This window comes from Pseudomonas fluorescens (assembly GCF_900636825.1).
GTDB classification, from domain to species: domain Bacteria; phylum Pseudomonadota; class Gammaproteobacteria; order Pseudomonadales; family Pseudomonadaceae; genus Aquipseudomonas; species Aquipseudomonas fluorescens_BG.
Genome location: NZ_LR134318.1, coordinates 3,735,134 through 3,759,662, shown reverse-complemented (window position 1 = coordinate 3,759,662; position 24,529 = coordinate 3,735,134). Strand labels below are relative to the sequence as shown.

Genomic DNA, 24,529 nt, shown 5'->3' with positions numbered 1-24,529 from the left:
CCGTGATAGCATCCGCGCCTATGAAGTTTCCACGAAGATTTACCAGCGGCGTGCTGATGCTGTTATCCAGCTGCGCGGCGCTGGCGCAAAGTGAATTGGATGTACGGATCAAGCCGTCCAACGATGAACTCAAGGCCAATATAGAAGGCTATATCGGCAGCCTCGGCGATCGCGACGAAGAAGCCTTGCTGCGCTTCAGTCGCGGTGCCGAAGAACAGGCGCGCAAGGCCGCGCAGGCGTTGGGTTATTACCAGCCGCAGATCGACAGTGACGTCAAGGGCGGGGAAAAACCGCGCCTGGTGTTGAACATCGATCCCGGCGAGCCGATCCGCCTGCGCAACGTTACCGTGCGCGTCGACGGCCCGGCAGCCTCGCTGAAATCCTTTCGCGTGCCGAAAAGCGACCTGCTCAAGTCCGGCGCGGTGCTTAACCATGGACGTTACGAAGATGCCAAACGCGTAATCCAGAATCAGGCCTCGCGCTTCGGTTACTTCAGCGGCCATTTCACCAGCCAGAAACTCCTGGTCGACCCGCGCGCGGGCGTGGCCGACATCGAATTGATCTACGCCAGCGGCCCGCGTTATGCACTGGGCAAAGTCACGTTCGAGGGCGACACGCCGTTCGACGAAGACCTGCTGCAACGCATGGTGCCGTTCAAGGCAGGCGAACCGTACGATTCCGAGTTGATCGCCGAGCTCAATCGCGATCTGCAATCGAGCGGCTACTTCGAAGGCGTGCGCGTCGATGCCGCTCCGACCGCGGCGAAAAACGACGTGATTCCGGTGGACGTCAAACTCGACACCCGCAAGCCGCGCACCATGGGCCTCGGTCTCGGTTACTCGACCGACGTCGGCCCACGGATCAAGGCCAACTGGACGCGCCATTGGGTCAATCCGCAGGGCGACAGCTATGGCTGGGAAGCTGAGCTGTCGGCGCCTCGGCAAAACGTCGGGCTGTTCTATGACATTCCGCTCGATCCGCCGCTGACCGACAAATTGCGCTGGGCCGGTGGCTATCAATTTGAGGACATCGACGGCTCCGATACCCTGAGCAAGCTGCTGACCTTCGGCCCGGAATGGCACAGCAAGTTACCGAGCGGCTGGCAACGGGTGATCTCGTTGAAGTGGCAACGTGAAGAATACGAACTCGGCGACGACTCTGGCCTGAGTACCTTGCTGATGCCCGGCATCAGTTATTCCTACCTGAAAAGCGACAACCGCATCGACCCGCACAATGGCTATCGCCTCAGTTTCGAAAGCAAAGTGGCCAAGGAAGGCCTCGGCTCGGACGCCAACCTTTTATATGGCACTGCATTGGTCAAAGGCCTGACCACCGTCTTCGACAAGCATCGCCTGCTCGGCCGTGTGCAAGTGGGCGGCAGCGCCACAAACGGCTACAAATCGATTCCGCCGTCGCTGCGTTTCTTCGCCGGTGGCGATCAGAGCGTGCGCGGTTATGACTACCAGAGCCTGTCGCCGGAGAACTCCGACGGCGACCGCATCGGTGGCCGCTACATGATCGCCGGCAGCGTCGAATATCAATACTCGATCGCCGAGAAATGGCGCGTGGCGACGTTCGTCGACCAGGGCAACTCGTTCGATAAACTCGAACTGCCGAACCTCAAGACCGGGGTTGGCATCGGCGTGCGCTGGGTCTCGCCGGTCGGGCCAATCCGCCTCGATCTGGCCCATGCGCTCGACGACGATGGCGGCATCCGGCTGCACTTTTCCATGGGGCCTGAGCTGTGAAGCGTGGTTTGAAAATTACGGCGCTGAGTCTGTTGGCGCTGGTGATGTTGATTGTCTTGAGCCTCGCTGCGCTGCTCGGCACGCAAGCGGGCAGCCGCTGGGCGCTGGGCCGTGTACCAGGTTTGAGCGTGGAAAATTTCCACGGTCACCTCGGTGGGCAGTGGAGCGCCGACCATCTGGTGTGGCAGCAGGACACGAGCCGGGTCGAACTGGACAAGGCAATCTTCGCCTGGTCGCCGCTGTGCCTGACACGCATGACGCTGTGCGTTGATCAGCTCAAAGCCGATCAGGTCATCCTGCAATTTCCGCCGAGCGAAGAAACCACTGACAGTGGCCCGATCAAACTGCCCGATCTGCAATTGCCGCTGGCCATTGAACTGGGCGATGTCGAGGTCGGTAGCCTGTTGTTCAACGGCAGTGAACAGCTCAAGGGCCTGCAACTGGCGGCGCACTGGACTGCCCAGGGTCTGCAGATTGACAGCGTGAAGTTGCAGCGTGACGAACTTAGCCTGAATCTCTCCGGACTGCTGCAACCGAGCGGCAATTGGCCGTTGAATATTGCCGGTGAGCTGACGCTGCCGTCGCCGGGCACCGAGCCGTGGACGCTGGCGTTGAAGGTCGATGGCGACCTGTTGAAAACCCTCAACCTGCACGCTGATAGCCGGGGTTACCTCCAAGGTCAATTGACTGGCGAACTGCAACCGCTGACGGAGAATCTGCCAGCCAGAGTGCGCATTACCTCCGAGGCATTCAAACCGAGCGCGGACCTGCCGGACACGTTGCAACTCAATCAGCTGGTGCTGACCGGCGAAGGCGACCTGAAAAACGGTTACCAGCTAAACGGCAACGCCTTGCTTCCCGCTGACAAGAGCCCGGTCGCGTTGCTGCTTAAAGGCAAGGTCGACGCCAACGGCGCACAAATCGCCGGACTCGATCTCGCAGCCAACGACAAACAAAGTCTCAAACTCACCGGCAGTGTCGACTGGAGCAAGGGGCTTAGCGCCGAAGCCAACGTCAACTGGCAGGACTTCCCGTGGCACCGGCTGTACAACGAAATCGACGAACCTCAGGTCGCCTTGCGCACGTTCACTGGCGAAGTGTCCTACACCGATGGTCATTACCTCGGTAATTTTGCCGCCGCGCTGGATGGCCCGGCCGGGGCGTTCACTCTGAGCAGCCCGTTCAGCGGCAGTCTGGAACAGATCGCCTTACCGCAACTGGTCATGCAAGCCGGGCAGGGCAAAGCCGAAGGGCACGTCAATGTGCGCTTCGCCGACGGTATCGCATGGGATACCGCGCTGGATCTGTCGGCGCTCAACCCGGCTTATTGGGTCGCGGAACTGCCGGGCACTTTGGCCGGGCCGTTGAAGAGCAAAGGCGAGATGAAAGATGAGCGACTGAGCCTCAGCGCCGACCTCGACCTCAAAGGCAAACTGCGCGGCCAACCGGCAATTTTGCAGGCCAAGGCTGACGGCGCCGGCGAGCAGTGGAACCTCAACGCTCTGCAAATCCGCCTTGGCGACAACAGCATCAGCGGCAAGGGCAGCCTGCAGGACAAACTCGGCGGACAGATCGACATCAAGTTGCCGCGTCTGGCCCAGCTCTGGCCGCAATTGCGCGGGCAGGTCAACGGTCAGGTGAATGTCGCCGGTACGCTGAAGGCGCCACAGGGCAAGCTCGATCTGCAAGGCTCGCAACTGGTCTTTCAGGACAACCGCCTGCAAAGCCTCAACCTCGACGCCACGCTCGACAGTGCGCAGCGGGCCAGGATCAATCTGAAAGGCAGCGGCATTCAGGCCGGCGATACCTCGCTGGGCACCCTGACGGCCAATGCTCAGGGCGATATCAAAAGCCAGAAACTCAACCTCGACCTGATCGGGCCGCAGCTCAAACTGGCGCTGGGTCTGGACGGCAATCTGGACAAGGGCAACTGGCGCGGGCGCCTGGCCAGCGGCGATATTCAGGCTGGTGGTCAGGACTGGAAATTGCAGAATCCGGCCAGGCTTGAGCGTCTGGCGGATGGCCAGATCAATTTCGGCGCGCATTGCTGGATGTCCGGCAGCGCCAGCCTGTGCGGTGAAGACCAGCGCCTGATGCCCGAGCCGAAGCTGCGCTATCACCTCACGCAATTCCCCATCGAAAGCCTTGCGCAATGGTTACCCAAGGACTTCGCCTGGAAGGGCCGGCTCAACGCCGATCTGCAACTGGACCTGCCTGCGAGCGGCCCGAACGGCGTGGTCAGTATCGATGCCAGTGGCGGCACGTTGCGCATTCGTGAAAAGCAGCAGTGGCTGGACTTTCCCTACCAGACGCTGAAACTCACCAGCAAACTCACGCCCAAACGCGTCGACACTGAACTCAACTTCGTCGGCGGCAAACTCGGCGAGTTGATGGTGCAGGCGCAGCTCAATCCGCTACCGAAAAACAAACCGCTGACGGGCTCGTTTCGGCTTAGCGGGGTGGATCTTTCGGTGGCGCGGCCGTTTGTGCCGATGGTGGAGAAACTGACCGGGCGCCTCAACGGCAGCGGCACGCTTTCCGGCGGCTTGCTCGCGCCGCTGGTCAACGGCACGGTGCAGCTGAGTGACGGCGAAGTCTCAGGCGCCGAACTGCCGATGGAAATGCAGAACCTGCAACTGACCGCGCTGATCGCCGGTGAGTCGGTGCGTCTGGACGGCGGCTGGAAAAGTGGCAAGAGCGGCCAGGGCAGCCTCAACGGCAACGTGACGTGGGGGCAGGCGCTGGTGGTCGATCTGGCGCTTAAGGGCACGCAATTGCCAGTCAGTGTCGAACCCTACGCCAAACTTGAAATGGCCCCGGATCTGAAAATTTCCATGGCCGGCGATGAATTGAAGATCGCTGGCAAGGTGCTGGTGCCGAAAGGCGAAATCACCGTCCGGGAGTTGCCGCCATCGACCGTGAAAGTTTCTGACGACACGATCATCGTCGGCGCGCAGACCGAAGAGGGCAAACCACCGATCGCGATGAAAATGGACATCGACGTGATCGTTGGCCAGGACAAGCTGAGTTTTGCCGGGTTTGGTCTGACCGCCAATCTGCAGGGGCAGGTGCATATCGGCGACAACATGGACACCCGCGGCGAACTGTGGCTCAACGACGGCCGCTATCGCGCCTATGGCCAGCGCCTGACCGTACGCCGCGCGCGCCTGTTGTTCGCCGGGCCCATCGACCAGCCGTATCTGGACATCGAAGCGATCCGCCAGACCGACGACGTCATCGCCGGTATACGCCTGAGCGGCAGCGCCGAGCAGCCGACCACGCAGATCTTCTCCGAGCCAGCCATGAGTCAGGAACAGGCACTGTCGTATCTGGTGCTGGGCCGTCCGTTGAGCACCAGCGGCGAGGACAACAACATGCTCGCGCAAGCGGCGCTGGGTCTGGGCTTGATGGGCAGTGCCGGCGTGACGGGTGGTCTGGCCAAGGATTTGGGGATCGAGGATTTCCAGCTCGACACCCAGGGCAGCGGCAACGACACCAGCGTCGTCGCCAGCGGCAACATCTCCGAGAAGCTCAGCTTGCGCTACGGCGTCGGCGTGTTCGAACCGGCCAGCACCATCGCCTTGCGCTACAAGCTGAGCAAGAAGGTCTACGTCGAAGCGGCCAGTGGCGTGGCGAGTTCGCTGGATATTTTCTACAAGCGGGATTTCTAGAGCGCGCTTCCTCCTTTAAACCGAGTCGTTGCTATCGCCAGCAGGGCTGGCTCCCACCTTGGATCTGTGACTTACACACATGTTGTGTTCGCCGCAGATCCCCTGTGGGAGCCAGCCCTGCTGGCGATGGCGTCCGCGCGGGCACCGTAAAACCAACTCCACTGGTCAACTAATTACAAAGCAACCTAACTATTGCGTTGACATTCGCTGCCTAAGCAGTAACATCTCGACATACATTCACTGCCTAGGCAGTTATTAGGTGAGCACATGAAGCATTTCACCCCCGACGAATTTAAACATTGCCATCTCGGGCTGCTGCTTGGCCGTGCCGCGTTGCTCAAGGACCGGATCATCGACACGCATATGGAACCTCACGGCATCACCGCCGCGCAGTTCAAGGTGTTGATCATCATGGCCCAGTTCGGCGTCGACACGCCGGCCGAGCTGTGCCGGCATCTGTCGCTGGACAGCGGTTCGATGACGCGCATGCTCGATCGTCTGGAACAGAAAGGTTTCCTGATCCGCCAGCGCAGCGAAGGCGACCGCCGGCAGGTGCAGCTGAAGCTGACCGAGCAGGGCCAGCAACTGGCTGATCGCCTGCCACACATCGGCGCCGACGCGATGAATGAACTGGCCGGCGCCATTTCCCGCGAAGAGCTGAAAACCCTCGAATATATCCTGAAGAAAATCCTGCTGGCCGCCGGTGACCCGATCACCGTCCAGCGCTTAGGTGAACACAATGAGCGGTAGAACCTTGCGCAGCAGCCTGACGCTGCTGCTGTCGGCGATGATCCTCGCCGGTTGCGCCAACTACAGCGGCCTCGACACCGAAGGCCAACGCCTCGATGCGAAGAGCCTCAAGACAGCGCAGTCTTTGACTGGCGTCAGCCTGTCGCCAGCGGCGTGGCCGAAGAGCGATTGGTGGACCAGTCTTGGCGATCCGCAACTCGACGGGCTGATCCGCGAAGCCCTGCGCGACAGCCCCGACATGCAAATCGCTGCAGCCCGTGCCCATCAGGCCAGCGCCGCCGCGTATGCCGCCGATGCCGAGCGTTATCCGACCCTCGACGCCAGCGCCGGCATCAGCCGTTCGCGTCTGGCCCGCGATCAGGATCCGCTGGGGCAGGGCGGTGCTTACTCGACGGTGCGCAATATCAGCGCCGGCTTCAATTACAACTTCGACTTGTGGGGCGGCCAGCGCGACGCCTGGGAAGCCGCACTCGGCGAAGCACGTGCCGCTGAAGTCGATCGGCAGGCCGCGCAATTGACGTTGGCGGCTGATGTCGCTCGCGCCTACAGCGATCTCGGTCAGGCGCACATCGTCTACGACCTGGCCAGCGAAGACCTCAAGCGCACCAGACAAATGCTCGACTTGAGCCAGCGCCGCTTGAGTTCGGGTATTGACAGCCAGTACCAGTTTCAACAAACGCAAAGCCTGGAAGCGAGTTCCGAGGCCAGTCTGATCGACGCGGAAAAACGCCTGAACAGCGCGAAGATCGCCTTGGCCGTATTACTTGGCAAAGGCCCGGATCGTGGCAACGAAATCGCCCGGCCGAAAGTGCTGCAAGCCAGCGCCGTCGCGGTGCCATCGGTGTTGCCGGCGGAACTGCTCGGCCGGCGCCCGGATCTGGTCGCCGCCCGTTGGCGCGTCGAAGCGGCGAGCAAGGACATCGACTCGGCGAAAACCCGTTTCTATCCCAACCTCAACCTGTCGGCCTCGGCCGGCGCCGAGTCGCTGTTGGGCGATGCGATGTTCGGTTCGGCCAGTCGTTTCTTCAACATTGCTCCGACCGTGTCTCTGCCGATCTTCGACGGCGGGCGTCTGCGCGCCAACCTCGATGCGCGCGACGCCGATTACGATCTGGCGGTGGCGCAGTACAACAAGAGCCTGGTGAAGGCGCTGGGCGATGTCGGCGATACGATCAACCAGCTGCGTGATATCGGCCGGCAGATCGGCGCACAGCAACACGCCACCGACATCGCTCAGGATTCTTACAACACCGTCGTCCAGCGTTACGGTTCCGGCATCGGCAACTACCTGGACGTGCTCAGCATCGAGCAGCAATTGCTCCAGGCCCAGCGTCAGCTGGCAAGCCTCAACGCCGAGCAGATCGACCTGTCGATTCAACTGATGCAAGCGCTGGGCGGCGGCTTTCAGGGCGAAACCCTGACCGCAGCCAACGCCACCCCAGCCACGTCGCACAACTAATTCAAGGTATTTGTCATGGCCACTGCCGAAAACAAACAAGCTCAAGACAACACACCAGACACCGGCAACCCGCGCAAACGCAAAGTGCTGCTGCTGGGGCTTGCCGTCGTCGTTCTGCTCGCCATTGCCGGCGTCTGGGCGTATCACGAATTCATCGGCCGCTTCAACGAAAGCACCGACGATGCCTACGTCAACGGCAACGTGGTGGAAATCACCCCGCTGGTGACCGGCACGGTGGTCAGCATCGGCGCCGACGATGGTGATCTGGTGCATGAAGGCCAGATTTTGATCAACTTCGACCCCAACGATGCCGAAGTCGGCCTGCAAAGCGCCAAGGCCAAACTGGCGCGCACCGTGCGCCAAGTACGCGGTCTGTACAGCAACGTCGACGGCATGAAAGCCCAGGTCAACGCGCAGCAAGCCGAAGTGCAGAAAGCGCAGGACAATTACAACCGGCGGAAAAATCTGGCCCAGGGCGGGGCGATTTCCCAGGAAGAACTGTCCCACGCCCGCGACGATCTGACCTCGGCGCAAAACGCCTTGGCCAACGCCAAACAGCAACTGAAAACCACCAGCGCGCTGGTCGACGACACTGTGGTCTCGTCGCACCCGGACGTGATGTCGGCGGCCGCCGATCTGCGTCAGGCCTACCTGACCAATGCCCGCAGCACCTTGATCGCGCCGGTCACCGGTTATGTCGCCAAGCGCACCGTGCAACTCGGTCAACGCGTGCAGCCGGGCACCGCGCTGATGGCGGTGATTCCGCTGGATCAGTTGTGGATCGATGCGAATTTCAAGGAAACCCAGCTGCGAGACATGCGCATCGGCCAGCCGGTGGATATCGAAGCCGATATTTACGGCAGCGACGTGAAATACAGCGGCACCGTCGACAGCCTCGGTGCCGGTACCGGCAGCGCGTTTGCTCTATTGCCTGCGCAGAACGCCACCGGTAACTGGATCAAGATCGTCCAGCGGGTGCCGGTGCGTATCCACATCAATGCCGAAGAACTGGCCAAGCATCCATTGCGCGTCGGTCTGTCGACCAATGTCGAAGTGAATCTTCACGACCAGAGCGGCCCGGTGCTGGCCCAGCAACCGCCGCAAAAGGCTTCGTTCAGCACCAGCGTTTACGACCGCCAACTGGCCGAAGCGGACGCGATGATTGCGCAGCTGATCCACGACAACAGCGCAGCGGCGAGCAAGACCGCACAGCGCTGATCCGCACGGACCCTGTAGGAGTGAGCCTGCTCGCGATAGCGGTTTGTCAGTCACCGATGATGTCGACTGTTACACCGCTATCGCGAGCAGGCTCACTCCTACAGGGGTGCGGTGTCCTTTAAGTTTCATAGGATCCACAATGAGCAATAACGCTTCTTTCACGCCGCCCAGCCTGTTGCTCAGCACCATTGGTCTGTCGCTGGCGACGTTCATGCAAGTGCTCGACACGACCATCGCCAACGTGGCGCTGCCGACGATTTCCGGCAACCTCGGGGTGAGTTCGGAGCAGGGCACGTGGGTGATCACTTCGTTCGCCGTGAGCAACGCGATTGCGCTGCCGCTGACCGGTTGGCTCAGTCGCCGTTTCGGCGAGGTGAAGCTGTTTCTCTGGGCCACCATCCTGTTCGTGCTGGCCTCGTTTCTCTGCGGTATCTCCACCTCGATGCCGGAGCTGATTGGCTTTCGCGTGTTGCAAGGTCTGGTCGCCGGGCCGCTGTACCCGATGACGCAAACCCTGTTGATCGCGGTCTACCCGCCCGCGAAGCGCGGCATGGCGCTGGCGTTACTGGCGATGGTCACGGTGGTTGCGCCAATTGCCGGGCCGATTCTCGGCGGCTGGATCACTGACAGTTATAGCTGGCCGTGGATCTTCTTCATCAACGTACCGATCGGCATTTTTGCCGTGATGGTGGTGCGTTCGCAGCTGGCCAAGCGCCCGGTGGAAACCAGTCGGCAGCCGATGGATTACGTCGGGTTGATCACGCTGATCATCGGTGTCGGTGCGTTGCAGGTGATCCTCGACAAGGGCAATGATCTGGATTGGTTCGAGTCGAACTTCATCATCATCGGCGCGGCGATCTCCGCGGTGGCGTTGGCGGTGTTCGTGATCTGGGAAATGACCGACAAGCATCCGGTAGTGAATCTGCGCCTGTTCGCTTACCGCAACTTCCGCATCGGCACATTGGTGCTGGTGTTGGGTTACGCGGGGTTCTTCGGCATCAACCTGATCCTGCCGCAGTGGTTGCAGACGCAAATGGGCTACACCGCAACATGGGCAGGTCTGGCGGTAGCGCCGATCGGCATTCTGCCGGTGCTGCTGTCGCCGTTTGTCGGCAAATACGCGCACAAATTCGACTTGCGACTGCTCGCCGGCATTGCGTTTCTGGCGATTGGCCTGAGCTGCTTCATGCGTGCCGAATTCACCAACGAAGTGGATTTCCAGCACATCGCGCTGGTGCAGTTGTTCATGGGTATTGGCGTGGCGCTGTTCTTCATGCCGACCCTGAGCATTCTGATGTCGGACCTGCCGCCGAGCCAGATTGCCGACGGCGCGGGCCTGGCGACGTTTCTGCGTACGTTGGGCGGCAGCTTTGCGGCATCGCTGACCACGTGGATCTGGATTCGCCGGGCTGATCAGCATCATGCCTACATGAGCGAGAGCATCAGCACCTTCGAGCCAGCGACGCGGCAGACTTTGCATGCGTTAGGCGGGGCGAGCCAGTCGGCGTACGCGCAGATGGATCAGATGCTGACCAGTCAGGCGTACATGCTCTCGACCGTGGATTACTTCACGTTGCTTGGGTGGGGATTCATGGGGCTGATTTTGATTGTATGGCTGGCGAAACCGCCGTTTGCCGCCAAGGCCGGGCCGGCTGCCAGCGGTCACTGAGTCAGGCAGGATCGTTCCCAGGCAGAGCGTGGGAACGATCAAAAGATCGCAGCCTTCGGCAGCTCCTACAGGAGAATGCATTCCAATGTAGGAGCTGCCGCAGGCTGCGATCTTTTGATCTTCGCTTCAAATCGTGGGGGCGGGCAGGGCTGGCGGCGGGGCGAAGTCGAACGGGGCCAGCGCATAGCCGCACTCATCCACCTGCAACGCCCAGCCCTGACGATCCCAATCCCCCAGCACAATCCGCTTCGCCGCTTCATCGCCGAGCTGCAGTTTGTGAATCGCCGGGCGATGGGTGTGCCCGTGGATCAGGGTCTTCACGCCAAAGGCCTGCATCAGCCGTGGAACTTCTTCCGGCGTGACATCCACAATGTCATTGGCCTTCATCCGCGTCTGGGCCTTGCTTTCGCTGCGCAGCTTGCGCGCCAATTTATGGCGGCTGCTCAGCGGCAGATTGCGGAGGATGAACAGGGTGATGGGGTTGCGCAGATAGCGGCGCAGCTTCATATAGCCGACGTCACGAGTGCACAGGCTGTCGCCGTGCATCAACAGCACCGGCTCGCCGTAAAACTGCACGACACTCGGGTCTTTCAACAGCGTACAGCCGGCCTGTTTGCAAAAGGCCTTGCCGAGCATGAAGTCGCGATTGCCGTGCATCAGAAAAATCGCCGTGCCGCTGTCGCTCAAATCGCGCAGGGCCTGGCAGATGGAACGCTGGAAGGGCGTCATGGCGTCGTCGCCAATCCACGCTTCAAAGAAGTCGCCGAGAATGTACAACGCACTCGCCGAGCGGGCGCGTCCGGCGAGCAAATCCAGAAACGCCCGGGTTATGTCCGGGCGCTCCTCTTCCAGATGCAAGTCTGAAATCAGCAATATCACGCTTCGATGATCTCGGCTTTCTCGATGATCACGTCGTCTGCTGGTACGTCCTGGTGGCCGGACTTGGAAGTGGTCGAAACACCTTTGATCTTGTCGACAACGTCAGTGCCGGCAGTCACTTTGCCGAAAACCGCGTAGCCCCAGCCCTGGGTGTTCTTGCCGCTGTGGTTGAGGAAAGTGTTGTCGGCAACGTTGATGAAGAACTGTGCCGAAGCCGAGTGCGGCTCCATGGTGCGGGCCATGGCGACGGTGTATTTGTCGTTGGAGAGACCGTTGTCCGCTTCGTTCTGGATGCTTGGACGCTTGTCTTTCTTTTCTTTCATGCCAGGCTCGAAACCGCCGCCCTGGATCATGAAGTTGCCGATGACGCGGTGGAAAACAGTGTTTTCGTAGTGGCCGGCCTTCACGTACTCGATGAAGTTGGCGACGGTGATCGGCGCCTTGTCAGCGTTCAGTTCAATGACGATGTCGCCATGGTTGGTGGTCAGTTTGACTTGAGTCATGATCGCTACTCTTTAATAGGAATTCGTGGTTGTGGGACCTGCAGCCCCGCAGCCGGTTCAGCCCACCAGGGCCAAGGTGCGCAGTTTAGCGTGACAGGCGCGAATTTCGAGGCTGTTTTTCCAATTCACCGCGATTAAATGCGTGCCTTTATGGAGCCTGCTCTGTCAGCCCCTTGACGGCATCGGCTATGATAGCGGCTTTGTTTTGTCTGGCCCCCTCTGCGGCCGCGCACATGTAAGTCAAGGATCCTATGAGCAAGCCCACTGTCGACCCTACCTCGAATGCCAAGTCCGGCCCTGCCGTGCCGGTCAATTTCCTGCGGCCGATCATCCAGGCAGACCTGGACTCGGGCAAGCACACCCAGATCGTCACGCGTTTTCCGCCTGAGCCCAACGGCTACCTGCACATCGGCCACGCCAAGTCGATCTGCGTGAACTTCGGCCTGGCCCAGGAGTTCGGCGGCGTCACGCACCTGCGTTTCGACGACACCAACCCGGCCAAGGAAGACCAGGAATACATCGACGCGATCGAAGCCGACGTCAAGTGGCTGGGCTTTGAATGGTCCGGCGAAGTGCGCTATGCCTCGCAGTATTTCGACCAGTTGCACGATTGGGCCGTCGAGCTGATCAAGGCCGGCAAGGCCTACGTCGACGACCTGACCCCCGAGCAGGCCAAGGAATACCGTGGCAGCCTGACCGAGCCGGGCAAGAACAGCCCGTTCCGCGACCGCTCCGTGGAAGAAAACCTCGACTGGTTCGCGCGCATGCGCGCCGGTGAGTTCCCGGACGGCGCCCGTGTGCTGCGCGCGAAGATCGACATGGCCTCGCCGAACATGAACCTGCGCGACCCGATCATGTATCGCATTCGCCACGCGCATCACCACCAGACCGGTGACAAGTGGTGCATCTACCCGAACTACGACTTCACCCACGGTCAGTCGGACGCCATCGAAGGCATCACCCATTCGATCTGCACGCTCGAGTTCGAAAGCCATCGTCCGCTGTACGAGTGGTTCCTGGACGCGTTGCCAGTGCCGGCGCACCCGCGTCAGTACGAGTTCAGCCGTCTGAACCTCAACTACACCATCACCAGCAAGCGCAAGCTCAAGCAACTGGTTGACGAGAAGCATGTCAACGGCTGGGACGATCCGCGCATGTCCACGCTGTCCGGCTTCCGCCGCCGTGGCTACACGCCGAAATCGATTCGCAATTTCTGCGAAATGGTCGGCACCAACCGTTCCGACGGTGTGGTCGATTTCGGCATGCTCGAATTCAGCATCCGTGACGACCTCGACCACAGCGCACCGCGCGCCATGTGCGTATTGCGTCCGCTGAAAGTGGTCATCACCAACTACCCGGAAGGCCAGGTCGAAAACCTCGAACTGCCACGCCACCCGAAGGAAGACATGGGCGTGCGCGCGCTGCCGTTCGCCCGGGAAATCTACATCGACCGTGAAGACTTCATGGAAGAGCCGCCGAAGGGCTACAAGCGCCTGGAACCGGCCGGTGAAGTGCGTCTGCGCGGCAGCTACGTGATCCGCGCCGACGAAGCGATCAAGGACGCCGACGGCAACATCGTCGAACTGCGTTGCTCGTACGATCCGGACACCCTCGGCAAGAACCCGGAAGGGCGCAAGGTCAAAGGCGTGATCCACTGGGTGCCGGCCGCCGCCAGCGTCGAGTGCGAAGTGCGTCTGTACGATCGCCTGTTCCGTTCGCCAAACCCGGAAAAGGCCGAAGACAGCGCCAGCTTCCTCGACAACATCAACCCTGACTCGCTGCAAGTGCTGACCGGTTGTCGCGCTGAGCCATCGCTCGGCAATGCCCAGCCGGAAGACCGTTTCCAGTTCGAGCGCGAAGGTTACTTCGTTGCCGACTTGAAGGACTCGAAACCCGGTCAGCCGGTATTCAACCGTACCGTGACCCTGCGTGATTCGTGGGGCCAGTGAGTGAGTCAAGGAACTAACGTGCTAACGATCTACAACACGCTCACCAAGAGCAAAGAAGTTTTCAAGCCGCTGGATGGCAACAAGGTGCGCATGTACGTCTGCGGCATGACCGTGTACGACTACTGCCACCTCGGCCACGGCCGCAGCATGGTCGCGTTCGACCTGGTAACGCGTTGGTTGCGTTTCAGCGGTTATGACCTGACCTACGTGCGCAACATCACCGACATCGACGACAAGATCATCAATCGCGCCAAAGAGAACGGTGAGTCGTTCGAAGCGTTGACCGAACGCATGATCGCCGCGATGCACGAAGACGAAGCGCGTCTGAACATCAAGAAGCCGGACATGGAGCCGCGCGCCACCGATCACATCGCTGGCATGCACGCGATGATCCAGACCTTGATCGACAAGGGTTACGCCTACGCCCCGGGCAACGGTGACGTGTACTACCGCGTCGCCAAATTCATGGGCTATGGCAAGCTGTCGCGCAAGAAGATCGAAGACCTGCGCATCGGCGCGCGCATCGAAGTCGACGAGTCGAAACAGGACCCGCTCGACTTCGTCCTGTGGAAAGCTGCCAAGCCGGGCGAGCCGAGCTGGGAATCGCCATGGGGCGCCGGGCGTCCGGGCTGGCACATCGAGTGCTCGGTGATGTCGACCTGCTGCCTCGGTGAGACTTTCGACATTCATGGCGGCGGCAGCGATCTTGAGTTTCCGCACCACGAAAACGAAATCGCCCAGAGCGAAGCGGCGACCGGCAAGACCTACGCCAACGCGTGGATGCATTGCGGGATGATCCGTATCAATGGCGAGAAGATGTCCAAGTCCTTGAACAACTTCTTCACCATTCGCGACGTGCTGGAAAAGTACCATCCGGAAGTCGTGCGTTACCTGCTGGTATCGAGCCACTACCGCAGCGCGATCAACTACTCGGAGGACAACCTCAAGGACGCCAAAGGCGCGCTCGAGCGTTTCTACCATGCACTGAAAGGCCTGCCGATTGTGGCGCCGGCGGGCGGCGAAGCGTTCGTCGAGCGTTTCACCACGGTGATGAACGACGACTTCGGCACCCCGGAAGCGTGCGCCGTGCTGTTCGAAATGGTGCGTGAGATCAACCGTCTGCGTGAGAGCGATCTCGACGCAGCGGCGGGTCTGGCCGCACGCTTGAAAGAACTGGCCAGCGTGTTGGGTGTTTTGCAGTTGGAAGCGGATGACTTCCTGCAGGCGGGCGCTGAAGGGCGTGTCGATGCGGCTGAGGTTGATGCGTTGATTGCGGCGCGTCTGGCGGCTCGGGCCGGGAAGGATTGGGCCGAGTCGGACCGGATTCGTGATCAGCTCACGGCGATGGGCGTGGTGCTGGAAGATGGCAAGGGCGGCACGACCTGGCGGTTGGCTGACTGAGTCAAGAGCCAAAAGCCCCTCACCCTAGCCCTCTCCCGAAGGAGAGGGGACTGACCGTGGGATGCTGAAAATCTACGCCGACCCGAATGACCAAGTCGATTATGGATTCGGTGAAGCAAGTTCAGGTCGGCGTATTTCTCGAATATCCCGCGGTCGGCCCCCTCTCCTGCGGGAGAGGGCTGGGGTGAGGGCGAGGGTTTCACTCAGTCGCCAATCTGCCGCAACCGCTTGTAAAGCGTATTCCGACTCACCCCCAACCGCCGCGCCAGGTGCGAGATATTCCCTCCGGCCGCCTTCAACTCGCGGTTTAACGCTTCAACGTCATTCAAATCCAGCCCCAACGGCGGCGCAGTCTCCACCGGCTCCATTTCCAGATCAACAAAAAAATCATCCGGCAAATGCTCCAGCCGCACCGGCTGTTCCTCGGCCATTGCCAGCGCCACCTGCATCACGCTGCTGACCTGACGCAGATTCCCCGGCCACGGATGCCGTTCAAACAACTCCAGCACTTCATCGCTCAACCCCGCCCACTGCGTCGGCTCGCGATGCTGCTCCCACAGCCGTTTAAACAACGCCTGTTTATCACTGCGCTCACGCAACGGTGGCAGTTCCAAGGTCAGCCCGCCAATGCGGTAATACAAATCTTCGCGAAAGCGGCCCAACTGCACCTGTTCACGCAGCGAGCGGTTGGTCGCGGAAATAATCCGCAGGGCGACCGCGAACAACTCGCTGCTGCCCACCGGTTGCACGCAGCGCTCCTGCAACACCCGCAACAACCGCGCCTGAGTCGGCAGCGGCATGTCGCCGATCTCATCGAGAAACAGCGTGCCTTTGTCCGCCTTGCGAATCAGGCCAATGCTGCCTTTCTGGTTGGCTCCGGTAAACGCGCCTTTCTCATAACCGAACAGTTCCGACTCGACGAGTTCGGCGGGGATCGCCGCACAGTTCACCGCGATGAATGCTTGTTTATTGCGCGAGCTGGCCTGATGCAGAGCTTTGACGAACACCTCTTTGCCGACGCCGGTCTCGCCGTGGATCAGCAGCGGAATGTCTTTCTCCAGCAAGCGCTCGGCCTGGCGCACGGCTTTTTCTACGCGGCTGTCGCCAAAATGCAGGCTGTTGAGGCTGATCGCGCTGGCCGCGGCGGGCTTCGCTTCTGCGCTAAAGACCCGCGCCTGAACCGGCGCTTGTTTCGGCCGTTTCAACAAACACTGAAAACGGTTGCGGCCAGAGGTCTGCAGCGCAAACGGCAGGCCGTCCGGCTGATTGATCAATTCCAGCAGCGAGACCTGGAACAGACTTTCAACACTGACCCGCGACAAGCGCACCCCTAATAAATTGTCGGCCCGGCGATTGGCCGAGAGTACCTGCCCACTCTCATCGAAAATCAACAAACCCGCCCACTGGCTGTCGAGGTTGTTCAACCCGGTGTTGAAGGTCAGTTGAAAATGCTGGCCATGGAACGAGTTGAGGATCAGCCGGTTCTCCACCGTCTGGCTCATCATCTTGACCATGCCCAAGGTGTGCGAGGGCGGCAGATAGCTGTCGCTGGACACATCGAGCACCGCGATGACCTTGCGCTCGGCGTCGAAAATCGGCGCGGCGGAACCGGTCATGAAGCGGTTGGCTTTGAGAAAGTGTTCATCATGCTCAATGTGCACTGCCTGCTCACAGGCCAGCGCCGTGCCGATCGCATTGGTGCCGCTGCAGCGCTCCATCCAGCTCGCCCCAGCCTGAAAGCCACGGGCCAGGTTCGGCTCGATAAACCGCTGCGTGCCCCACGACGTCAGCACCTGGCCCTGATTGTCAGCGAGCATGATCAGGCAGTTGGAATTGCTGAGGATATTTTCGTAATAGGGTAGGACTTCCTGGTGCGTGGTCTGCACCAGCGAATGATGGCTGTCGAGCAGTTGAGCAATGCCGGCGGCGGGCAATTGATCGAAGGCCGGCGCGCTCAGGTGGTCGAGACCGAACGCGCGGCAACGCTGCCAGGAGGTCTGGACGATCGCATCGTGGGACAGCGGCGAAGCAGGTGCGGCCATGGGGGGCGAGCCTCTGAGTGCAGCGATTTTATTATTGTTATGAAATCGCGATCCCCTGTAGGAGCTGCCGCAGGCTGCGATCTTTTGATCTTGATTGTAAAAAACAAGATCAAAAGATCGCAGCCTGCGGCAGCTCCTACAGGGGATCGCGAAGCGTGCATAGATTGTTGTTCACTATTGTTCATTGTCAATCGCCTCGACTGTTCAAAAGTGTTCAGCTGTGAACGTCACTTACCCGCGTGATCAGCGATTTTCGCGGCAAATCAATCACTTGCCATTTCTGGCACGAATGTCGCTCTGTTGCTCCGGTCGCTTGACTCCAAAAATAAAAAAGGCCGAGCCATGTCACTCACCCTGGAGCACGTCAGCCGCACCGTCGAGGGCCAGATCTGGATCGACGATGCCTGCCTGAAATTCGAACCCGGATCTTTCAACGTTTTGCTCGGCCGTACCCTCTCCGGCAAAACCAGCCTCATGCGTCTGATGGCCGGGCTGGATAAGCCCGACAGCGGTCGCATCCTGATGAACGGCGTCGACGTCACACAGCGCCCGGTGCGTCTGCGCAATGTGTCGATGGTTTATCAGCAGTTCATCAATTACCCGACCATGACCGTGTTCGAGAACATCGCCTCGCCGCTTCGTCAGGCCGGTGTCGCGAAGGACATCATTCACAGCAAGGTGCAGGAAACCGCACGCATGCTGCGTATCGAAAAATTCTTGCAGCGCTATCCGCTGGAATTGTCCGGCGGTCAGCAGCAACGCACGGCCATGGCCCGCGCACTGGTAAAGGATGCCGAACTGATCCTGTTCGACGAGCCCTTGGTCAACCTCGACTACAAGCTGCGCGAAGAGCTGCGTCAGGAAATGCGTGAGTTGTTCAAGGCACGCCATACCATCGCCATCTACGCCACTACCGAGCCCAACGAAGCGCTGGCGCTGGGCGGCACCACGACCATTCTCCACGAAGGCCGAGTGATCCAGAGCGAGCCGTCGACCTCGGTTTATCACCAGCCGCAGACCGTGCTCGCCGCCGAACTGTTCTCCGAACCGCCAATCAACCTGATGCCCGGTCGCATCGCCGGAAACGAAGTCAGTTTCGCCAATTTCGTGCACTTTCCGCTGAGCGTCGATCTGCGCCCGGTGGGTGAGGGCGAGTTTCGTTTCGGCGTGCGTCCCAGCCACATTTCGCTGGTGCCGAGCAACGATGACGATCTGGAGTTGGCGGTGACCGTCGAGGTCGCCGAAATCAGCGGCTCGGAAACGTTCCTGCACGTGCGCAACGAGCATTTCCTGCTGGTGCTGCACTTGCCCGGGGTTCACGAATACGACGTCGATGCGCCGATCCGCATTTACATCCCGACCCACAAACTGTTCGTTTTCGATGCGCAGGGCCGTCTGGTGCAAGCACCGGGCCGGCGCGTCGCGAGGGTTGCCTGATGGCCGAAATCCGTTTGCAACATCTCGCCCACAGCTACAGCAAAACCCCGAGCGGCGCTGAGGACTACGCGATCCGCGAGATGGATCACGTCTGGGAACAGGGCGGCGCGTACGCCTTGCTCGGTCCGTCGGGTTGCGGCAAGTCGACTTTGCTCAACATCATTTCCGGCCTGCTCAGCCCTTCGCAGGGTCATGTGTTGTTCGACGGCAAAGCGGTCAACGACCTGACCCCGGAGAAGCGCAACATTGCCCAGGTTTTTCAGTTTCCGGTGGTCTACGACACCATGACGGTGTTCGATAATTTGGCTTTTCCGCTGCGAAATCAGGGTATGGCCGAGGCGAAAGTGCACAGCAAGGTGCAGGAAATCGCCGAAGTCCTCGACTTGCAAAACCTGCTGAGCAAGAAGGCGCGCAACCTCACCGCCGACGAAAAACAGAAAGTTTCCATGGGCCGGGGGCTGGTGCGCGACGACGTCTCGGCGATCCTCTTCGACGAGCCGCTGACGGTGATCGACCCGCACCTGAAATGGAAACTGCGGCGCAAGCTCAAGCAGATCCACGAGCAATTCAACATCACCATGGTTTACGTGACCCACGATCAACTGGAAGCCTCGACCTTCGCCGACAAGATCGCGGTGATGTACGGCGGCCAGATTGTCCAGTTCGGCACGCCACGGGAATTGTTCGAGCGGCCGAGCCACACCTTTGTCGGCTATTTCATCGGCAGCCCGGGGATGAATCTGATCGAGGTGCAGCCGCAGCCCGGTGGGGTCGGTTTCGCCTCGACGCACCTGCCGCTGTCCGACGCCATGCAGCGCCATATCGAACACGGTCAGTGGAAAAATCTGAAGGTCGGCATCCGTCCCGAGTTTATTCACGTGTGGGACGAGCCGTTTGACGACGCGATGCAGGCAAAAGTCGTACACGTCGAAGACCTCGGCACCTACAAGATCATGACCCTCAACCTTGACGGTGCGCCGTTGAAGGTGCGACTGGCCGAGGACAAACCGGTGCCGCAGGGCACGGCGTACATCAGTTTCCCGGCGCAGTGGCTGATGGTGTATGCCGATGAATTTCTGCTCGAAGCCGACGATGAGGTGCAGCCATGAACAAGGTGCAGAACAACAAGGCCTGGTGGCTGGTGTTGCCGGTGTTTCTGCTGGTGGCGTTCAGTGCGGTGATCCCGATGATGACTGTGGTCAATTATTCGGTGCAGGACATCTTCGACCAGTCGAGCCGCTATTTCGTCGGCGCCGATTGGTACAAGCAAGTGCTGCTCGACCCGCGCTTGCATGATTCGCTGCTGCGTCAGTTCATTTATTCGGCGTGCGTGCTGCTGATCGAAATCCCGCTGGGCATCGCCGTCGCGCTGACCATGCCGACCAAGGGCCGCTGGTCTTCTGTGGTGTTGATCATCCTGGCGATTCCGTTGCTGATTCCGTGGAACGTTGTCGGCACCATCTGGCAGATCTTTGGCCGCGCCGACATCGGCCTGCTTGGTTCCAGCCTTAACGCGATGGGCATCAGCTACAACTACGCAGCCAATACCATGGACGCCTGGGTGACCGTGCTGGTAATGGACGTCTGGCACTGGACGTCACTGGTGGCGCTGCTGTGTTTTTCCGGTTTGCGGGCGATTCCCGACGTCTATTATCAAGCCGCGCGTATCGATCGGGCCTCGGCGTGGGCGGTGTTCCGTCATATCCAGTTGCCCAAACTGAAAAGCGTGCTGCTGATCGCAGTGATGCTCCGCTTCATGGACAGTTTCATGATCTACACCGAGCCGTTCGTGCTCACCGGCGGCGGTCCGGGCAATGCCACGACGTTCCTCAGTCAGACGCTGACGCAGATGGCCGTAGGACAATTCGACCTGGGTCCGGCAGCGGCGTTTTCGCTGGTGTACTTCCTGATCATCCTGTTGGTGTCCTGGCTGTTCTATACCGCCATGACGCACTCCGACGCCAACCGCTGAGGCCCGGCCATGAGCAAGAGAAAGCTTATTCCGTTGCTGGTGTACATCCTGTTCCTGCTGGTGCCGATTTACTGGCTGCTGAACATGTCCTTCAAGAGCAACACCGAAATCCTCGGCGGCCTGACCCTTTTCCCACAGGAGTTCACGCTGGCGAACTACAAGGTGATCTTCACTGATCCGAGTTGGTACACCGGTTATCTCAACTCGCTGTACTACGTCAGCCTCAACACGGTGATTTCGCTGAGCGTGGCGTTACCGGCGGCCTATGCGTTTTCACGCTATCGTTTTCTCGGCGACAAGCATTTGTTCTTCTGGCTGCTGACTAACCGCATGGCGCCGCCAGCGGTGTTTTTGCTGCCGTTCTTCCAGCTGTATTCGTCGATTGGCCTGTTTGACACGCACATTGCCGTGGCGTTGGCGCACTGCCTGTTCAACGTGCCGTTGGCGGTGTGGATTCTTGAAGGCTTCATGTCCGGCGTACCGAAGGAGATCGACGAAACGGCCTACATCGACGGCTACAGTTTCCCCAAGTTCTTCGTGAAAATTTTCATCCCGCTGATTGGTTCAGGCATCGGTGTGACAGCGTTTTTCTGCTTCATGTTTTCCTGGGTTGAACTGCTGCTGGCGCGCACGCTGACTTCGGTCAACGCCAAACCGATTGCGGCGGTGATGACGCGAACGGTGTCGGCATCAGGGATCGATTGGGGCGTGCTGGCAGCGGCGGGGGTGTTGACCATCCTGCCGGGCATGCTGGTGATCTGGTTTGTGCGCAACCACGTGGCCAAGGGCTTCGCCCTCGGCCGAGTCTGAGGAACTGATGATGGAATGGATGAGTTGGACCACCCCGACAGCGGCATTCTTCATCGTAATCGGCCTGATTCTGCTGGGCATGACGACGTGGGAATTGCGTTCGCCGAGCATTTTGCGGCGAGGTTTTCTGCCGATTGCCACCACCCGTGGCGATCGCTTGTTTATCGGTCTTCTCGGCAGCGCCTACCTGCATCTGCTGGTAATCGGCGCCACCGACTGGAGCATCTGGGTGGCGTCCGCGTTGTCCCTGGTGTGGCTGTTGGCTGTGATGCGTTGGGGCTAGTCGAATCGTTCGGCAACGCGGCTCCACAACTTAAACAGGAGGTCTCTATGTTCGATAAAAACAATAAGCTGCGACATAGCATTTCATTGGCAGCCATGCTGGCACTCAGCGGTTTGAGCGCATCCGCCTGGGCCGACGCCTACGAAGATGCTGCAAAAAAATGGATCGGCAGCGAGTTCAAGCCCTCGACCCTGACGGCTGAACAGCAGCTGGAAGAATTGAAGTGGTTCATCAAAGCCGCCGAGCCGTTTCGCGGCATGGACATCAAGGTAGTTTCCGAAACGCTGACCACCCACGAATACGAGTCCAAGGTGCTGGCCAAGGCCTTCAGCGAAATCACCGGCATCAAACTCACCCACGATTTGCTGCAGGAAGGCGACGTGGTCGAGAAAATGCAAACGGTGATGCAGTCGGACAAGAACATCTATGACGGCTGGGTCAACGACTCCGACCTGATCGGCACGCACTTTCGCTATGGAAAGACCGAATCGATCACCGACCTGATGGCTAACGAAGGCAAGAACTTCACTTCGCCGACCCTCGACATCAAGGACTTCATCGGCATCTCCTTCACTACCGCGCCGGACGGCAAGATCTATCAATTGCCTGACCAGCAATTCGCCAACCTGTACTGGTTCCGCGCCGACTGGTTCGAGCGCGCCGATCTGAAAGCCAAGTTCAAGGAAAAGTACGGTTACGAGTTGGGCGTACCGGTGAACTGGTCGGCCTATGAAGACATCGCCAAATTCTTCAGCGAAGACGTCAAGGAAATCGACGGCAAACGCGTTTACGGGCACATGGATTACGGCAAGAAAGACCCGTCGCTGGGTTGGCGCTTCACTGATGCCTGGTTTTCCATGGCCGGTGGCGGCGACAAGGGCCTGCCCAACGGTTTGCCGGTGGACGAGTGGGGGATTCGCGTCGAGGACTGCCACCCGGTCGGCTCCAGCGTAACCCGTGGCGGCGACACCAACGGTCCGGCGGCGGTGTTCGCCACCACCAAATATGTCGACTGGTTGAAGAAATATGCGCCACCGGAAGCGGCGGGCATGACCTTCTCCGAGTCCGGCCCGGTGCCGTCGCAGGGCAACATCGCCCAGCAGATCTTCTGGTATACCGCATTCACCGCCGACATGACCAAACCGGGCCTGCCAGTCGTCAACGCCGACGGCACGCCGAAGTGGCGCATGGCGCCGTCGCCTAAAGGCCCGTATTGGGAAGAAGGCATGAAGCTCGGCTATCAGGATGTGGGTTCGTGGACGTTCATGAAGTCCACGCCGGAAAAACAAAAGCTCGCGGCGTGGCTGTACGCGCAGTTTGTAACATCGAAAACCGTGTCGCTGAAGAAAACCATTGTCGGCCTGACGCCGATTCGTGAATCGGACATCAACTCGCAAGCGATGACCGATCTGGCGCCGAAACTCGGCGGGCTGGTCGAGTTCTATCGCAGCCCGGCCCGCGTGCAATGGTCGCCGACCGGCACCAACGTGCCGGACTATCCGCGTCTGGCGCAACTGTGGTGGAGCCACATCGCCGAAGCGGCCAGCGGCGAGAAGACCCCGCAACAGGCGCTGGATGGCCTGGCCAAGGATCAGGACGCGATCATGACGCGCCTCGAACGCTCCAAGGCGCAGTCGGTATGCGCACCGAAAATGAACCCGGAACGCGATGCTCAGTACTGGTTCGATCAGCCGGGTGCACCTAAGCCGAAACTGGCCAACGAGAAGCCGAAAGGCGAGACGGTCAACTACAACGAACTGCTTAAATCGTGGGCGGATGCGCGTAAGTAACAGCTGGAAATGCAGGAAGCGAACGGCACCGGAAGGTGCCGTTTTCTTTTCTGGCTGATTTACCGAGTCGCCAACAGACTGGCTCCCAATTTTTTCAGGTCAGCGATTCTGACTTTCAGCTCAGTGCCGCCAGCTGTTCGATCGTCTGCGGAAAACGCTCGACCAGACGAATCAATGTCGTCGCCTGGGCATTGGGCGTGGCTCGTCCCTGCTCCCAGTTTTCGAGCGTGCGGGTGTTGGTGCGCAGGTACATCGCAAACACCGATCGGGAGAGGTTGAGCTGTTGACGGATGGCGACCACTTCTTCGGCGGTGATCGGCACCAGTTTGGGCAACTGGACCTTGTGGGTGCGCAGCGTGATCTTGCCTTGGCGCTCATCGGCCAGGGCGTCGAGGCCATCCATCAGTTCGGAAAAAATGTCACGTTTCATAGTGGGTTCTCGTGTTGAGTTCTCGATCCAGCGTTTGCCTGAACAGTTTCTTTTGCGCGGGCGTCAGGTCGTTTTGATCGCTTTTGCTGTAGACGGTGAACAGCCAGAACTGATCGAAGCCTGACCACCAGTAGTAAATGACGCGTAATCCGCTGCGCTTGCCTTTGCCCCGCCGTTGATCGCAAAAGCGGATTTTTCGTAGCCCTCCTGTTTCTTCGATGAGATCGCCTGCTTCGGGGTTTTTCAGCAATTCCAGCTGGAAGCTGAGAAAGAGGTCTTCGTCGAGGTAATCGTCGCGGTGCTTCTGAAACGCAGGGAGTTCGATAAAAAGAGCATCCATGTTTTGTACGCTGCCTACGTATAGTGTTGTGCTTGAAAAGCGAATTGGTCAAGGCCTCCGAGCCATCCTTTTCGCTGCTTATTCAACGCTAGACTCCGCTCGCAAAAATACCTGTAGGAAGCGTCTACATGTGGAGTGAGAAGAGGAGATAGAGTGGAGGGGAGACGTCGCGACTGGC

General features: G+C 59.8%; 19 protein-coding genes. 14 read left to right on the top strand and 5 right to left on the bottom strand.

Annotated elements, in window-relative coordinates:
- Positions 1 to 20 precede the first annotated feature (20 nt).
- The 6 genes from EL257_RS16945 to EL257_RS16920 all read left to right on the top strand — a co-directional run bounded on the left by EL257_RS16945 (position 21) and on the right by EL257_RS16920 (position 10,515).
- Complete coding sequence (locus EL257_RS16945) at positions 21 to 1,748, top strand: autotransporter assembly complex protein TamA (protein WP_126364541.1); 1,728 nt, start codon at positions 21 to 23, stop codon at positions 1,746 to 1,748.
- Positions 1,745 to 5,419 (top strand): translocation/assembly module TamB domain-containing protein, encoded by a 3,675-nt coding sequence (locus EL257_RS16940; protein WP_126364539.1) that lies wholly within the window; start codon positions 1,745 to 1,747, stop codon positions 5,417 to 5,419. Before EL257_RS16945 ends, EL257_RS16940 begins: the two co-directional genes overlap by 4 nt.
- Before the next feature lie 267 nt (positions 5,420 to 5,686).
- Positions 5,687 to 6,169: a MarR family winged helix-turn-helix transcriptional regulator gene (locus tag EL257_RS16935; protein ID WP_126364537.1), complete on the top strand. Its 483-nt coding sequence runs from the start codon at positions 5,687 to 5,689 to the stop codon at positions 6,167 to 6,169.
- A complete protein-coding gene (locus EL257_RS16930) occupies positions 6,159 to 7,628 on the top strand; it encodes an efflux transporter outer membrane subunit (protein WP_126364535.1) in 1,470 nt (489 codons plus the stop codon). Before EL257_RS16935 ends, EL257_RS16930 begins: the two co-directional genes overlap by 11 nt.
- Before the next feature lie 15 nt (positions 7,629 to 7,643).
- Positions 7,644 to 8,846, top strand: a complete 1,203-nt coding sequence (locus tag EL257_RS16925; protein WP_126364533.1) for an efflux RND transporter periplasmic adaptor subunit — start codon at positions 7,644 to 7,646, stop codon at positions 8,844 to 8,846.
- Between the two features lie 139 nt (positions 8,847 to 8,985).
- A complete protein-coding gene (locus EL257_RS16920) occupies positions 8,986 to 10,515 on the top strand; it encodes a DHA2 family efflux MFS transporter permease subunit (RefSeq protein WP_126364531.1) in 1,530 nt (509 codons plus the stop codon).
- A 126-nt stretch (positions 10,516 to 10,641) separates the two neighbouring features.
- Here the strand turns inward: EL257_RS16920 and lpxH are convergent, their stop codons facing one another.
- Together lpxH and EL257_RS16910 are read right to left on the bottom strand one after the other, a co-directional pair.
- Positions 10,642 to 11,394 carry a UDP-2,3-diacylglucosamine diphosphatase gene (gene lpxH, locus EL257_RS16915; protein WP_126364529.1) on the bottom strand — a complete coding sequence of 251 codons (753 nt, stop codon included), beginning with the start codon at positions 11,392 to 11,394 and terminating at the stop codon, positions 10,642 to 10,644.
- Positions 11,391 to 11,897 carry a peptidylprolyl isomerase gene (locus tag EL257_RS16910; RefSeq protein WP_126364527.1) on the bottom strand — a complete coding sequence of 169 codons (507 nt, stop codon included), beginning with the start codon at positions 11,895 to 11,897 and terminating at the stop codon, positions 11,391 to 11,393. The genes lpxH and EL257_RS16910 overlap by 4 nt, the downstream gene beginning before the upstream one ends.
- A gap of 251 nt (positions 11,898 to 12,148) precedes the next feature.
- Between EL257_RS16910 and EL257_RS16905 the strand changes: the two genes are divergently transcribed.
- Positions 12,149 to 13,846, top strand: a complete 1,698-nt coding sequence (locus EL257_RS16905; RefSeq protein ID WP_126364525.1) for a glutamine--tRNA ligase/YqeY domain fusion protein — start codon at positions 12,149 to 12,151, stop codon at positions 13,844 to 13,846.
- Positions 13,847 to 13,864: 18 nt separating this feature from the next.
- On the top strand, positions 13,865 to 15,247 hold the full coding sequence (gene cysS, locus EL257_RS16900) for a cysteine--tRNA ligase (protein WP_126364523.1): 1,383 nt from the start codon (positions 13,865 to 13,867) through the stop codon (positions 15,245 to 15,247).
- A 203-nt stretch (positions 15,248 to 15,450) separates the two neighbouring features.
- Here cysS and EL257_RS16895 read toward each other — a convergent pair whose 3' ends face one another.
- Complete coding sequence (locus tag EL257_RS16895; RefSeq protein ID WP_126364521.1) at positions 15,451 to 17,289, bottom strand: sigma-54-dependent Fis family transcriptional regulator; 1,839 nt, start codon at positions 17,287 to 17,289, stop codon at positions 15,451 to 15,453.
- A gap of 342 nt (positions 17,290 to 17,631) precedes the next feature.
- Between EL257_RS16895 and EL257_RS16885 the strand changes: the two genes are divergently transcribed.
- The 6 genes from EL257_RS16885 to EL257_RS16860 are packed head-to-tail and all read left to right on the top strand — an operon-like array spanning position 17,632 to position 23,581.
- Positions 17,632 to 18,726 (top strand): ABC transporter ATP-binding protein, encoded by a 1,095-nt coding sequence (locus EL257_RS16885; protein WP_126364519.1) that lies wholly within the window; start codon positions 17,632 to 17,634, stop codon positions 18,724 to 18,726.
- A complete protein-coding gene (locus EL257_RS16880; RefSeq protein WP_126364517.1) occupies positions 18,726 to 19,835 on the top strand; it encodes an ABC transporter ATP-binding protein in 1,110 nt (369 codons plus the stop codon). Before EL257_RS16885 ends, EL257_RS16880 begins: the two co-directional genes overlap by 1 nt.
- The gene (locus tag EL257_RS16875; RefSeq protein ID WP_007912484.1) at positions 19,832 to 20,698 is read left to right on the top strand and encodes a carbohydrate ABC transporter permease; all 867 of its coding nucleotides are present in this window, start codon (positions 19,832 to 19,834) and stop codon (positions 20,696 to 20,698) included. Before EL257_RS16880 ends, EL257_RS16875 begins: the two co-directional genes overlap by 4 nt.
- 9 nt (positions 20,699 to 20,707) lie before the next feature.
- Positions 20,708 to 21,508, top strand: a complete 801-nt coding sequence (locus tag EL257_RS16870) for a carbohydrate ABC transporter permease (protein WP_041477086.1) — start codon at positions 20,708 to 20,710, stop codon at positions 21,506 to 21,508.
- Positions 21,509 to 21,518: 10 nt separating this feature from the next.
- Entirely contained in the window at positions 21,519 to 21,791 is a 273-nt protein-coding gene (locus EL257_RS16865; RefSeq protein ID WP_126364515.1) for a DUF2160 domain-containing protein, read from the top strand.
- A 47-nt stretch (positions 21,792 to 21,838) separates the two neighbouring features.
- The gene (locus tag EL257_RS16860; protein WP_126364513.1) at positions 21,839 to 23,581 is read left to right on the top strand and encodes an ABC transporter substrate-binding protein; all 1,743 of its coding nucleotides are present in this window, start codon (positions 21,839 to 21,841) and stop codon (positions 23,579 to 23,581) included.
- 115 nt (positions 23,582 to 23,696) lie between these two features.
- Here the strand turns inward: EL257_RS16860 and EL257_RS16855 are convergent, their stop codons facing one another.
- Both EL257_RS16855 and EL257_RS16850 read right to left on the bottom strand, forming a co-directional pair.
- Positions 23,697 to 24,011, bottom strand: coding sequence for a helix-turn-helix domain-containing protein (locus EL257_RS16855; protein ID WP_126364511.1), 315 nt, complete (start codon positions 24,009 to 24,011; stop codon positions 23,697 to 23,699).
- Positions 24,001 to 24,351: a toxin gene (locus tag EL257_RS16850; RefSeq protein ID WP_126364509.1), complete on the bottom strand. Its 351-nt coding sequence runs from the start codon at positions 24,349 to 24,351 to the stop codon at positions 24,001 to 24,003. The genes EL257_RS16855 and EL257_RS16850 overlap by 11 nt, the downstream gene beginning before the upstream one ends.
- Positions 24,352 to 24,529: the final 178 nt, after the last annotated feature.

Coding starts and splice junctions, on each gene's coding strand:
- EL257_RS16945 (WP_126364541.1), top strand. CDS start 21: ATGAAGTTTCCACGAAGATTTACCAGCGGCGTGCTGATGCTGTTATCC.
- EL257_RS16935 (WP_126364537.1), top strand. CDS start 5,687: ATGAAGCATTTCACCCCCGACGAATTTAAACATTGCCATCTCGGGCTG.
- EL257_RS16930 (WP_126364535.1), top strand. CDS start 6,159: ATGAGCGGTAGAACCTTGCGCAGCAGCCTGACGCTGCTGCTGTCGGCG.
- EL257_RS16925 (WP_126364533.1), top strand. CDS start 7,644: ATGGCCACTGCCGAAAACAAACAAGCTCAAGACAACACACCAGACACC.
- EL257_RS16920 (WP_126364531.1), top strand. CDS start 8,986: ATGAGCAATAACGCTTCTTTCACGCCGCCCAGCCTGTTGCTCAGCACC.
- EL257_RS16910 (WP_126364527.1), bottom strand. CDS start 11,897: ATGACTCAAGTCAAACTGACCACCAACCATGGCGACATCGTCATTGAA.
- EL257_RS16905 (WP_126364525.1), top strand. CDS start 12,149: ATGAGCAAGCCCACTGTCGACCCTACCTCGAATGCCAAGTCCGGCCCT.
- EL257_RS16895 (WP_126364521.1), bottom strand. CDS start 17,289: ATGGCCGCACCTGCTTCGCCGCTGTCCCACGATGCGATCGTCCAGACC.
- EL257_RS16885 (WP_126364519.1), top strand. CDS start 17,632: ATGTCACTCACCCTGGAGCACGTCAGCCGCACCGTCGAGGGCCAGATC.
- EL257_RS16880 (WP_126364517.1), top strand. CDS start 18,726: ATGGCCGAAATCCGTTTGCAACATCTCGCCCACAGCTACAGCAAAACC.
- EL257_RS16875 (WP_007912484.1), top strand. CDS start 19,832: ATGAACAAGGTGCAGAACAACAAGGCCTGGTGGCTGGTGTTGCCGGTG.
- EL257_RS16870 (WP_041477086.1), top strand. CDS start 20,708: ATGAGCAAGAGAAAGCTTATTCCGTTGCTGGTGTACATCCTGTTCCTG.
- EL257_RS16865 (WP_126364515.1), top strand. CDS start 21,519: ATGGAATGGATGAGTTGGACCACCCCGACAGCGGCATTCTTCATCGTA.
- EL257_RS16860 (WP_126364513.1), top strand. CDS start 21,839: ATGTTCGATAAAAACAATAAGCTGCGACATAGCATTTCATTGGCAGCC.
- EL257_RS16855 (WP_126364511.1), bottom strand. CDS start 24,011: ATGAAACGTGACATTTTTTCCGAACTGATGGATGGCCTCGACGCCCTG.
- EL257_RS16850 (WP_126364509.1), bottom strand. CDS start 24,351: ATGGATGCTCTTTTTATCGAACTCCCTGCGTTTCAGAAGCACCGCGAC.